This is a genomic window from Paenibacillus sp. NPDC057886 (assembly GCF_042796655.1).
Taxonomy (GTDB): Bacteria; Bacillota; Bacilli; order Paenibacillales; family Paenibacillaceae; genus Paenibacillus.
Genome location: NZ_JBHVMZ010000005.1, coordinates 81884 through 94427 on the forward strand (window position 1 = coordinate 81884; position 12544 = coordinate 94427).

The 12544-nt window shown below is 45.0% G+C and carries 12 protein-coding genes; 10 read left to right on the top strand and 2 right to left on the bottom strand.

Going from position 1 to position 12544, the window contains the following annotated elements:
- Nucleotides 1–17 precede the first annotated feature (17 nt).
- A complete protein-coding gene (locus ACFVQB_RS17680; RefSeq protein ID WP_379441670.1) occupies nucleotides 18–2534 on the top strand; it encodes a glycoside hydrolase family 38 N-terminal domain-containing protein in 2517 nt (838 codons plus the stop codon).
- Nucleotides 2535–2735: 201 nt separating this feature from the next.
- On the opposite strand, the gene ACFVQB_RS17685 is transcribed toward ACFVQB_RS17680, so the two are convergent.
- Nucleotides 2736–3500 carry a hypothetical protein gene (locus ACFVQB_RS17685; protein ID WP_379441673.1) on the bottom strand — a complete coding sequence of 255 codons (765 nt, stop codon included), beginning with the start codon at nucleotides 3498–3500 and terminating at the stop codon, nucleotides 2736–2738.
- A gap of 161 nt (nucleotides 3501–3661) precedes the next feature.
- Here ACFVQB_RS17685 and ACFVQB_RS17690 point away from each other — a divergent pair, with 161 nt between their 5' ends.
- The 7 genes from ACFVQB_RS17690 to dnaN all read left to right on the top strand — a co-directional run bounded on the left by ACFVQB_RS17690 (nucleotide 3662) and on the right by dnaN (nucleotide 8856).
- Nucleotides 3662–4378: a response regulator transcription factor gene (locus ACFVQB_RS17690; protein WP_379441676.1), complete on the top strand. Its 717-nt coding sequence runs from the start codon at nucleotides 3662–3664 to the stop codon at nucleotides 4376–4378.
- Between the two features lies 1 nt (nucleotide 4379).
- Complete coding sequence (locus ACFVQB_RS17695; protein WP_379441679.1) at nucleotides 4380–5795, top strand: sensor histidine kinase; 1416 nt, start codon at nucleotides 4380–4382, stop codon at nucleotides 5793–5795.
- Nucleotides 5796–5928: 133 nt separating this feature from the next.
- Nucleotides 5929–6072: a hypothetical protein gene (locus tag ACFVQB_RS17700; RefSeq protein ID WP_379441683.1), complete on the top strand. Its 144-nt coding sequence runs from the start codon at nucleotides 5929–5931 to the stop codon at nucleotides 6070–6072.
- A 73-nt stretch (nucleotides 6073–6145) separates the two neighbouring features.
- On the top strand, nucleotides 6146–6367 hold the full coding sequence (locus tag ACFVQB_RS17705) for a DUF896 domain-containing protein (protein ID WP_379441686.1): 222 nt from the start codon (nucleotides 6146–6148) through the stop codon (nucleotides 6365–6367).
- 217 nt (nucleotides 6368–6584) lie between these two features.
- Nucleotides 6585–7223, top strand: coding sequence for a sugar O-acetyltransferase (locus tag ACFVQB_RS17710; protein ID WP_379441689.1), 639 nt, complete (start codon nucleotides 6585–6587; stop codon nucleotides 7221–7223).
- 236 nt (nucleotides 7224–7459) lie between these two features.
- Nucleotides 7460–7711 carry a ribbon-helix-helix protein, CopG family gene (locus ACFVQB_RS17715; protein WP_379441692.1) on the top strand — a complete coding sequence of 84 codons (252 nt, stop codon included), beginning with the start codon at nucleotides 7460–7462 and terminating at the stop codon, nucleotides 7709–7711.
- Between the two features lie 5 nt (nucleotides 7712–7716).
- On the top strand, nucleotides 7717–8856 hold the full coding sequence (dnaN, locus tag ACFVQB_RS17720; RefSeq protein ID WP_379441695.1) for a DNA polymerase III subunit beta: 1140 nt from the start codon (nucleotides 7717–7719) through the stop codon (nucleotides 8854–8856).
- A gap of 292 nt (nucleotides 8857–9148) precedes the next feature.
- On the opposite strand, the gene ACFVQB_RS17725 is transcribed toward dnaN, so the two are convergent.
- Complete coding sequence (locus ACFVQB_RS17725; protein ID WP_379441699.1) at nucleotides 9149–10501, bottom strand: MATE family efflux transporter; 1353 nt, start codon at nucleotides 10499–10501, stop codon at nucleotides 9149–9151.
- A 171-nt stretch (nucleotides 10502–10672) separates the two neighbouring features.
- Here ACFVQB_RS17725 and ACFVQB_RS17730 point away from each other — a divergent pair, with 171 nt between their 5' ends.
- Nucleotides 10673–11353: a TetR/AcrR family transcriptional regulator gene (locus ACFVQB_RS17730; protein ID WP_379441703.1), complete on the top strand. Its 681-nt coding sequence runs from the start codon at nucleotides 10673–10675 to the stop codon at nucleotides 11351–11353.
- Between the two features lie 272 nt (nucleotides 11354–11625).
- The gene (locus tag ACFVQB_RS17735; protein ID WP_379441707.1) at nucleotides 11626–12516 is read left to right on the top strand and encodes an AraC family transcriptional regulator; all 891 of its coding nucleotides are present in this window, start codon (nucleotides 11626–11628) and stop codon (nucleotides 12514–12516) included.
- The last annotated feature ends 28 nt before the right edge of the window (nucleotides 12517–12544 follow it).

A 12544-nucleotide genomic window follows, 5' to 3' on the forward strand; every position in this document is an offset into this window, starting at 1 on the left:
ATAAAGGAGAAAAAAAGATGACACTCGAACAACAAATCAAACAGGCCGCCATCCCGACACTTGAACGGAAATGGAAAATATATGTCATTCACCATTCCCATACTGACATTGGTTATACCGACCGGCAGGAGAAGATTGAACAATATCATATCGATTTTATCCGTCAGGCACTGCGTATTGTTAATGATGCTCATAACGGTGTAAACCCCGAGTGGGAAGGGTTCCGTTGGACCTGTGAGACCTTCTGGGCTGTGGAGCAATTCCTGAAGCAGGCTCGAGACGAGGAAAAAGTTGCATTTGCCGATGCCGTGCGGCGCGGCGATATCGAGCTCTCCGGCACGTATTTGAATATGACCGAGCTGCCCGACCTACAGTTGCTGAACAAAATACACAGCAAAGCTCAGACCTATGCCGAATCTATCGGTCACCCAATAGACAGTGCGATGACGGCGGATATCAACGGCTACAGCTGGGGATATGCCGACAGCCTGCTGGATAACGGAATCCGACATTTATTCAGCTGTATACATACCCATCACGGCATGTATGCGCTGGGCCGCAAGCAGTCCCCTTTCTGGTGGGAAGCCCCAAGTGGGGAACGCCTGCTGGTCTGGAATGGAGACCACTACATGCTTGGCAACGAGCTTGGCTTCTGCCCTGGTGCGCTTGGCAAATACATGATTCGTGATGAATTCGGGCACAGACTTGTGGAACCGGCGAACATTCATGATCAAATCGCCAATATTCGCATCCACCGGTACTTGGCCCAGCTTGAGGCGGAACAGTATCCATATGATTTCGTGCCGATGATGCTGTCCGGATTGCCCACAGACAACGGATCGCCCAATAGCGCAATCATGGAATGGATCGATACATGGAACCGTCAAAACGGCGAGGGAATTTCCGTGGAGATGAGCACGTTGAGCGGCTTTTTTGCCCGCTTGAAGGAGGAAGGGACGGATGGTCTGCCTGTGCATAAAGGGGATTGGCCAGACTGGTGGTCGGACGGTGTGAGCTCCACACCGATGCACACTCAGATTTACCGTGACGCACAGCGGACACTTCGCAAGGTGGAAAAGCTCGACCCTGAACAGAAGAGTGTTAGTCTCCAGGAAATTGAGGCTGTAGAGCAGGCGCTTACTCTTTATGCCGAACACACTTGGGGTTATCACTCCTCTGTTTATGAACCGTGGCACAAAAATGTGCAGATGCTTGAGGTCCGCAAAACAGCTCATGCTGCAGAGGCAAGCAGGCTTGCTTACCGCGCGCTAGATCAGGTACTGCTTGCCGATAATGCCGCCACCTTGTACCCGGGGCGTCCTTATCGTTTCAAGGTAACGAATCTCTCGGAGCGGGAGGTAACCGAGTTGGTTGAGTTGAAGCTTGAAGGATGGGAACCGGATGAGCTGTTGAACGGAGTAGAAGTAATCCGGGAGGACACGGGACAGGTGCTGATCCAGCAGTCAAGCCACCCACAGACGATTATTGCGGAGCTTAAGCTCCAAGGCATGGAGAGCTGCATACTGATCCTGCGCCCAATTCTGGCAGCGCAGAAGAGTCTTTCTTCCTTAACGTCAACCTCCAATTCGAAGCTGATTGGCGCTGACCAGGTGTACGATATGGAGGATATGTATTCCTTAACGACAGGTGGACAGCAAGCGCCGGTCTCCGTTTGCCAAACTGGGCTGGAGTCACCTTTTGTACGCTTGACTTGGTCGAAAGAGCGCGGCATTGTCTCGTGGATCGATAAGGAGACAGGACGCGAACTGCTGAAAGCGGATGATCTGTATGGGGCGTTTACACCCATCTATGAGGTGACAAATCCAGCGAACCCTGCGGATGCTTCTCAGGTTTGGAGTGTCCGTTCCAAAATGGGACGCAACCGTAAAGGCCTTAACGTGGAGCGTTCGGTTGGTCAGCTCATCTCTGTGCGCGCGGTGGATAATGGACCGCTGTATGCTACCGTTGAGCTTGGTTATCAGCTCAAGGGCATCGCCTATTTTTCACTGCATTTGCGCATCTATACCCGTCAAAACCGGATGGATATTTCGGCGCGGTTCCATAAAGAGAGCATCTGGAATCCGGAGAACGTTTATCTCGCTCTGCCGTTCACCACGGGAGGCACTGGGCCAGTTACCCTGTTTGCCGACAAGCCAGGAGGCCTCGTTCGCCCTTGGAAGGATCAGATTCCGGGTACTTGCCTGGATTATTCCGCTGTACAGTCGGGCATTGCCTGGCAGGATAATGACCGCAGCCTGCTGCTTGCCGTCCCGGACACACCTCTCGTGCAATGGGGAACGCTGGATTACGGGACCAGAAAGGTCCACAACCAGCAAGCGCCTGATGCTCAACCGGAAGCCTATGCCTGGCTGATGACGAATTATTGGGAAACGAATTTCAAAGCGACCTTGGGCGGCTTCTATGAGTTTCAATATCATATTTCGGCTGGCGGCAGCCTTTCGGTTGAAGATATGGCCGCAGCCCTGCATGCGTTGAACGAGCCATTTGTGGTTACCCGGGTTAATGAAAAATAAACATAACGGCAAAAGCCCGGACTCATTGAAGATCAGGGTAGGCAGTGAGTAACAAATAGCAGAAATAGCTTATAGCCGATAAAACAACAACCAGCAGGCTTCCATATGGAGGCTTGCTGGTTGTTGGCGTCCGGTCATTTAGTTCGGGTAAGGATTGCGTCTTTGCTTAATGATGTAGTTAAAGCTGAAATGTATTTAAACCTACTCTTGAACTGCCTCTAGCTCAGTAATTTGCGCTTTGTATTGCTTCAGAAGCTCGGCGAGTGAAGTCTTGATTGCGGATTCATCCTTAGCTGTTACAGCATTATTCAAATTACTTTGTGCTGAGAAGAATGCACTGGCAGCTGTAGTACCGCTTAATTGAAAACTTTCAGCATTCGCTATAACTGCGCTTGTTGTTCCGGTTATTTTTTCGTCAAGTGTCAGAGGGCTGAGGGCCATTGTCACTCCAGATTCTGCTTTCTCAACGAATCCTTTCAGATCCGAACTGCTTGTGGTAATGGAGAAAGACAAGGTGTTCTTGTTTTCGGAATTAGGTACTTTTACGGCTTTTACTCCCTCAACTGAGGTGAGTTTGCCTTCCACAACCTTCAAGGCCTGCATTTCTTTGATCTCACCTGGTTTGGCGTTCTCGAAAACATTCTTCCATTGGTCAGAGTCTACGTCAACAGCAAATAAAGTGGCCATTACTTCGGATGTAGAGTTTTGCGAAAGAAGTTTATTGTATCGGGCCAGCGTTTGTTCCCATTCACTTACTGTTTCTGGCGCGTACTTTTTGGCGAGTTCCACTGGATTAGCCAATGTAAAGGTCGCAATGGCGGATTTCGCTTCTTTCAAGGAAGCTGTCCCGTTTGTAACAGCATTTGCGTTAGCGTCGCTGTCGGCACTCGCAACAATCGGTGCGGAGATCGCAGTGAGTAGCAGGGCGGACAGGGCAACATTTCTGAATTTGAAACTGTAGTTCATTTCGTAACACTCCTTGTGGTTTGGTTTGTCTTACAGTTATCAATTTACCGAAGGAGTGTGGCACAATATTGGTGTAATTGTGGAAAAACAATGGCAAAGCTCTTTCCATATATATACCTTTGGTATACTCACTATAGAGAAAAGTACAGGAGGCCCCATTCATGAATAATGATTACCTCATCGCGGTTGTAGATGATGACGAGAATATACGCACACTGATTCAAGCTTATTTGCACAAAGAGAACTATCGAACGATAGGCCTCGCTAATGCGGAGGATGCCTGGTCCTTATATAGAATAAGTCCGCCGAGCATGTGGGTGATGGACATTATGCTGCCTGGAATGGATGGCTATGAATTGTGCAAACGCATCCGTAATGAAGGAGAGGTTCCCATTATTATGATCTCGGCGAAGGATAATGAGGTGGACAAAATACTTGGCCTTGAGCTGGGCAGTGACGATTATCTGGTGAAGCCTTTCAGCCCCCGTGAGCTGGTAGCCCGCATCAAGCGGCAGCTGGAACGTTGGATTAGACTTACCGGTGCGGAAGAAAGAGCTGTTGTAAGCGAAGCTGCGACGCCACGAATCGATACGGGGGAGCTTCAATTAATGTTGGAAGAGAGGCGGGCCATATGGCGAGGGGAAGAAGTGGACCTGACCAGCAAAGAGTTCGCCATGCTCAAGGTACTGGCTGAACATCCGAATCGTGCGTTTACCAGGGACGAGCTGCTCAGTTTTGTCTGGGGAGAAGATTATTTTGGCAGTGACCGTGCCGTGGATCATTTAATTAAGCGGATTCGCAAAAAGATTGAGGAACTTCCCGTCGAGTCGGTGTGGGGACACGGGTATCGTATGCGTACAGATCGGAGTGAAGTTTAATATGAAACTTGTTCATCAGATTAACCTTGCGTTCGGATTGTCACTGGTTCTGATCCTCTCTGTCACGGCCATTTTACTTCATTACGTGCTGTTGGATCATTTCATTGGGACAGAAAAGAATGATCTCAAGACGTTAAGTGCGGCGATGTCCGCTTCTATAACTAAAGCGGGGGATCTCACAATGAGTCCTGTACTCACCACTGGAGCTGCTGTCACGATGCCTAATTCGAATATTACCGCAACACTCATTCCTGCGGATGTTGAAGCCTTTGTCACTGATTTTAACGGAAATGTGCTGTCAGGGACTTTGTCTGTGAGTGGTACAACCGGAATGGTGAGCAGTGATACCTGGACTGAAGCCGTACCAGCAAACTTGTCGAAATTCACAGCGGTCACTTCGTCCAGCATCAAGGACCTGTGGAAGGGAACGGATGGGCGGTATGTGATGGATGTCAGTCCTATCCCCCAAGGAACCCTGACTCTGTTGACTCCCATGAGCAAGATCAAAGCAATCGAACAGGCGCTTCTGGGTCGTCTCATCCTGGTGATCTGTATCGTTGGAGCGATTATGTTCCTGCTCAGTTTGTTTATTACGAAAAGGCTGATTCAACCATTGATGAATCTGAAGCAGGAACTTAAGAAGGTCAAAGAACGTCATTTTACGGATGTGCAGCTGGTCAGGGCTGGCGGTGAGATTGGAGCTGTGGCACAGACGGTATACGAGATGGCTGGCGAACTGAACAGGTTCAATGAGGTGCAGAAGCAGTTTTTCCAGAATGCATCCCATGAGCTGAAGACCCCTCTGATGTCCATTGCAGGCTATGCGGAGGGCATTCGAGATGGAATCTTTGAAGGTGAGAACGTCCGTAAAGGGCTGGACGTGATCCTGGGGGAGAGCAGCAGATTAGGAAAGATTGTCACCGAAATGACGCTGCTTGCGAAGCTGGATAGTGAAGAGGATGTCTTCAAACCTTCCAAGGTCAGTCTGAACGAATTATTGACGGAAACGTCCGAACGTGTCAATCCGCTCCTTGTAAAGAAAGGACTTACACTTCATATCGCCTGCCCGGAGAATAAAGAGCTGTTCATCATGGCTGACCAGGATAAACTGCTGCAGGCACTGCTCAACGTCGTGACGAATGCCGCAAGATACGCCAAAGAAGAAATTCACATCACAGCGAACTTGGAAAAAGGGAAGATCGCGCTATCCGTATCGGATGACGGTCCCGGCTTTCCGCAGGAGCTGCTGCCCACCTTATTCCACCGTTTTGTCAAAGGAAAAGACGGTGAGTCCGGACTGGGTCTGGCGATTGCCCGGGCCATTGTGGAACGCTGCGGCGGGCTGATTCAGGCTACCAACCGTAAGGAGGGAGGAGCTGTAGTCTCGTTCGGCTTCCCTGCTGCTCAACGTGTCTGAAAGGAAAGGACGGCAATAAGTCCTTATGGATATGATGGGATGCTGTAGATATCACCACATGGATGCTTTGAATTCCCTATGGCAGCAGCGATTCCTTATTCAATGTCGCGTTTTTACGGAAATCTAATGGGGCTTGATTGTAGAATTTTTTGAACTGATGGTAGAAGTGGCCGACGTTAGGTTGTTCAATAGTTTCCAACGCAAAGAAATGCTGCGTCAAGATCTGAATAATCAGTCCATATTCTGGTTCCTGGTGTCGGCTCCCGGCATTGTCTAATAAATAGGTGCAATGTATGCATTTCGGTGCTAGACTACCAGTAAGATTAATTGTAAAGAAGGAGAGGAAAAGGATGATTAAAAACTTAGATCGCATTAATGAATTGGCGAAAAAACAACGTGAAGAAGGTTTGACCAATGCGGAACGAGTTGAACAACAAGTATTACGAGAAGACTATTTACGGGAAATTCGAGGGCAAGTTCTAAACACTTTTTCAGTGCTTACAATACTCGATCCACATGGAAATGATGTAACACCGGACAAAGTACGAAATGAAAAGGGAATCAGTTTATAGGGGAAATAAGCTTGTTTGAAGAACAAAAAGCCTGCGAGTATTCATTGACAGAAATGGTGTGTATAAATACACTTGTTTTGTAGTTGATTTCGTAGGATGCTTTTTACACACTTTATAAGTATTTTTTATAAAGGTGTTGTATAAAGTGTGTTTTATTATTATCCTTAGCAGTTTGGTTAATTCATGTATCGAAGTATTCATAACAGGAGTTGATAACATGACTGAAGAAGAACGAATTTTTAATGGGATCTTATTTAGTCCCGGCCATTCTGACCTTAGGGCTATTAAGCTGCGCTCTCACAATCTTAGTAGTCAATACAGCCGTACTTTTGAGGATCAAACGGAGGAACGTGAAGCATTACTCATGCAGATTTTGGGTCGAAAAGGAGAGGGTTGTTTTATACAAGGACCCATCTTCTTTCATTATGGCGTTCACACAGAAATCGGTAACTATTTTTTTGCGAACTACAATTTGACCGTCCAGGATGATGCTAGGGTTACCATTGGTGATCATGTCAGCTTTGGACCTAATGTGACCATTGTTACACCGGTTCACCCATTCATTGCTTCGGAACGTCGACAAATGCTGGACCAAAACGGGGAACCCAAGTCGCTCTGTTATGCTAAACCTGTCACTATCGGAAATGATGTTTGGATTTCGGCTAACGTAACCATATGCGGCGGTGTTACCATCGGCGACGGATGCGTCATTGGTGCAGGAAGTGTAGTGACCCAAGATATCCCTGAGGGATCTTTTGCAGCAGGTGTACCCTGCAGAGTCATTCGTCCAATCACAGAAGCGGACAGCATGCGTTATAAACCGGAAGTCCTGGCTGATTGCAACGTAATTGAATAAAAGTGCTTAACGGTTTGTTTTAGGTGGGGAAAAATGGTCATATTTAAAGTCGCTAATGTAGCGGCTTTTTTTGTTTTATGTTCTAAGTTCTCGTCTCATTCCAGGACAAGAACTTAGAACGAATTCTGAATTCTGGTCAATGGGTATTCACTCAGTGGAAGGATATAGAGATATGTGGTAAAATGTGATTATGTATTATTGATTAAAGTAACCTAATTCAATGGAGTTGATATAAGATGGAGGACAAACAATTTAAGATTGGTCTTTCTAAGAAAGACGGTCAGCTCGGCTTCGTGTTTACCCGTGGAGGGCCACGCGAGGGTGCAGGAAGAAAGGGGATCGGCGTGACAAAGAAGGTTTCCTTGACTCTAACTGAAGATATCTGGGAAGAAGTTGATCGTGAGTGTGAAGATCTAGAGATCTCTCGGTCTTCATTTTTAAGGGGTTTGATTGAGTCCTATTATGACGCAAATAAGAAAGACAGGTGAATAAGTTGTTAGTACACTTATCAAGAGATTTACTAGCTAGGTCTATTCAACATGTCTTTAAGGCTTTATCGAATAATAGTCAGGGTATCTTGTCCGGGTTGTACATATATGCAGGAAGCAAAGAGGTCATTTTTAGCGGTAGTAACGTAAGTCTAACGGTTCAATATAGGGCTTGTATTTCTGATAGCAAGATTCATATTTTTAAGGAGGGGAGTATTGTCTGCCCAGCCAAGTATCTATATGAAATCATTCGTAAATTGAATGATGGAAATGTGGTCTTGGAGGTAAATGAGCAGCTTATACTAAGTATTACGTCTGGGAACACGCGTGTTTGCCTGAGCGGAATGTCTCCTATTGACTACCCATTTACCCCAACACCATATCATCAACATACAGGTAATAGCATAGATGTATCATGCAGTTCATTAAAATCTTTGATTAAACAGGTAGCAGGGGCAGTTTCAACATCTGAGGGGAAACCGATTTTGACGGGAGTATCGCTGAAGGTTCAAGGAAATCTGCTTACTATGATTGCTACAGACGGGGTTATAAGAATGGCCACACGGTCAATCTGTATTGAGAACGGAAGGGGATTTTCGGGAAGTGCAGTAATTCCTGGTGTTAACTTAATGGAGATAGTCAAACTGTTGGACGATGAAGACGACGGAATGGTTACTATACAACTTAACCATCATGAGATCAGGTTTATAGCGCAAAATCAGATTATTGAATCGATGTTAATCGAAGGTTTATACCCATCAACCAGAAATCTTATTCCAACCACGTATGTCTCTGAGATTATCTTGAATATCAAATCATTTAGACAAGTGATTGACCGCGTATTTGTGTTGGCTGATTATCATTTAATTACAATGCATATTTCAGAGAAGAAGTTGGAGCTTATATCAAGTACGGCCGAAATTGGTGAAGTAAGGGATGTACTACTTTTGAAAGATAAGAACGGAGAAAATTTTAGCATTACGATTAATGGGAAGTATCTTCTAAGTACGTTACGGTGTATTGAATCAGATAGCATCCGAATACGTTATGCTGGTACAAAAAGTCCCCTTGTTTTGCTTCCGGCTTTGGACAATAGCACATGGCTGTTCTTGTTGAATCCGGTTATGACAAGGATAAATGTATAGATTTTAAAATATTTTTATGTGATCACGCAAAGATCGCTTGGTCTTCTATAGATTGCACTTGATTGGAACGAATTAGAAGTAAATGAATTGAAGTATGTAGAAGAAGGGAAAACTAAATAATCATATAGCTGTGGTCTTGAACCGCCGTTCATTATATAGAAAACGCCCAATTTTTTTAGAAAAGATTGGGCGTTTTTATTTGAATTTATAAATAACTAACACCGGAAGATTAAGCCTGTGCATAGCGCTCTAAAGTACACTCTGTCACCGTGCGTGTTATTTTATATGTTTTCTAGTGTACGAGATTCCCAAGATCTGGATGCAATTTGTTTCGCAGGATATACAGCATGATGGCTCCAACCAGGAACGCGACGACATCTGCAATGACGAGTGACCATACCACCCCGTGGAAGCCGTTCAGTCGGTTGGCGATATAGAGCACAGGAATCAGAGTAATTCCTTGAATGACTGACATAATAAACGCGGCGGATCCTTGCGCTGTTGCTTGGAAGATCCCCACAAACAACGAGGTCATTCCTGTAATGAACAGGGATAAGAACGTGACATGCAGAATGTAGCTACCCATTTCAATTAATTGCGGGTCATTCGTAAATAAACCAACTAAGTGATCGGAAATCAGATAGACGATAATACCGAACACAACAGCTAACGCCAGAATCGCTTTGATCGTGAATCCAATAGTATGCTTCATGCGTAATTTATTTGCTGTAAAAGAGAAGGCAATCAACGGTACAACTCCCTCGCATAAGCCCATCAGAATAAACTCAGGAAATTGCAACAAACGTGATGAAATTCCATACCCTGCTATGGCCTGATCGCCATATTCGACAAGAAAAAGATTAAGAATGAGCGACATTGCACCCAAGAAGACACTCATTATAAAGACTGGAACTCCGATTTTGAAAACATTACTCATAATTTCCTTGGAAGCCTTGAACCATTTTACGGAAACAGTCAAGAATTGGCTTTTATATCCCATATGGAATGCGTAAAAAACACTGGCAACCAAGTTAGAAATAACCGTTGCAGAAGCAACGCCGATTACACCCCAATGAAAGATGAAGATGACAATCGCATCAAGAATAATATTTACAACCACACTGAGAATCATACCGATCATGGATGTGATTGCTGCACCCTCCGAGCGCACGATATTCTCCAGTGTGAAGAATAATATGACGAATGGTGAACCGATAAGCATAATCGTGACATAGTCTTTTGTAAATCCGAAGGATTCAGGCGTTGCTCCCAAGCTATGAACGATTGGATCGATCAGCGGGAGGCCGATGGCTATTACGATAAGACCAAGAACTAAACTGCTGTAAAAGGCGAATGAAGAAACATGTTTTAGATCATCATATCTTTTTTCACCTAACAAACGGGAGATGAATGTACCGCTACCCATACCAATCAAATTGCCGAGCGCCATAATCACCGCGAATAGTGGCAAGGTTAGCGCGAGTGCGGTTAACATGGCAGTATTGCCTAATGTACCAAGGAAATAGGCGTTCAGGATAGAATAGATGACACTCATCGACGTACCTAACATCATTGGTACAGCGAAGTGAGCTACGGCTTTTGCGATCGGTGCTTTTTCAAAATAATGGAGGTTTTCTGCATCCATGTGTGAGTCACTACTTTCTTCATTTATTTTTTGAAATGATTTGGAATTCGAACGATATTCCAATTTCCAATCTAACAGTGTTAGTTTGTGCCTTACAGTGTTAGATGGTATCATGAACTTATGAACCTGTAAAGCATAATCTTACACTGTTAGATAAAAGGGCGGATACGGATGAAAAAACAACAGCCTCAGATTTCGGAGGATAAGATTTTGGAAGCCTCATGGGAGCTTCTTGGGGATGAAGGCATTGAGAAATTCAGTATGAGGCGATTGGCCGATCGGCTGGGTATTCAGGCTCCTTCTCTGTACTGGTACTTTAAGAGCAAGCAGCATCTCTACCAGCATCTGGCCAACCAGATATCGAAAATGATCCTGAACGAATTCCAATCCGACGGGGACTGGAAGGTGCAAATGGGGGGCCTTGCGATATCGATACGGAGTGTACTCCGCCGGTATCCCTGCTCCACGCAGCTTATGATGCAGACGCTGCCACATGAGCCGGACATGATTCGCTTCACCAACCGTATGCTGCTCTGCATGGAATCGACGCCACTTGAGCAAGAGCAGAAATTGCAAGCCGTTCTTACGCTTGTGAACTATGTTTTCTTCTTCGTTCTGGATAATTATGAGCATCAGCGCACGGTCTCCGTAATGATTAAGAACCAGGGAGAGCTTCCGGGCGGGGAGATGATCCAGCTTCTGGACTCCATGAGCGAGACGGAAGCAGGACTGTTCCGGAGAATGCACAAGGGCGGGCTGTTTGAGATGATGGGGAGCGACGGAGCGTTTGAGTTCGGCTTGAAGCTGATCTTGTCGGGAATTGAGCAGGTGATAAAGGAACAAGAAAATTAGAATGTCAAAAAACCGCACATCCGAATATCGGATGTGCGGTTTTTGATAAGGCTTATTTTAATTTTATATTGCACTGTTACCTTCAAAATCCACCTGATGACGCAGGAATACTCAGCAACAATTGTTATGAGAAAAACGTTTATAAACATATCCTTTTGAATTATTATTGGAACTACAGAGAATGAGAATAAGGAATTTGCACAAGAGGTTTTTATGAGAACGGTTACAGGATATATTGAATGCAACATATATAAGGAGGACAGTTAGCGTACATGAGTTTATATCTGGAAATCCCGGAACTTGACAAAAGACTCCCATTTCGAAGCTTTATTCACCAAGGAGATGTGCTCTGTTATCCTCACTGGCATAAAGAAATAGAAATTATTTATGTTACCCAGGGAAGCCTGGATTTGGGATTGAATGACAAGGTAATCCGTCTGAAGCAGGGGGAAGTCCAATTCATTAATGGCGGTGACGTCCACTTTTTTTTGTCGTCCCCTGATAGTGAGCGAATTGTTATTCAATTTGATCTGAGCCTTTTCCAAGACGTATCAACACTAATTTACGATGATCGGTCGCTTCGTGACATTTTTACTCAAATAGAGCAATCCAGCAGGAACTGGCCTCGTGAAACGGCAACCAAGCTTCTTCCTCTTCTTCAAAACATAAGCACAGAAGATTACGAGCGTAAAGAGGGCTATGCATATATGATCAAGGCCAAGCTTTACGAAATGTTGGCTTTTATTCTAAGAGAAGTACCAAGGGGGAGTGAGAAACATCGACCCCAAATCTCGGAAAATATCTTGACTCCGACCAAAGAAATGCTTTTAAAGCTGGAACGAATTTTTGAATATGTAGAAAGCCATTACCAGGAATCAATTATACTAAAAGACGTAGCCGACTATATAGGCTTCAGTCCTTATTATTTCACTAAGTTTTTTAAGAAAAATACAGGAATGACCTTTGTAACTTTTCTAAATGAATATCGACTTAATAAAGCGAAATGGATTTTGCTCAATGAAAATTATTCGATTACCGAAATAGCAGAGCAGGCCGGATTCAATAGCGTTAAGACGTTTCATCACTTCTTCAAGGAAGCGACGGGGACATCGCCTTTAAAGTATCGCATGACAATATCCGGGAATAAAACAGCAAGAAAATAGGAAGATAGTCTTTTATGAGACTTGTATG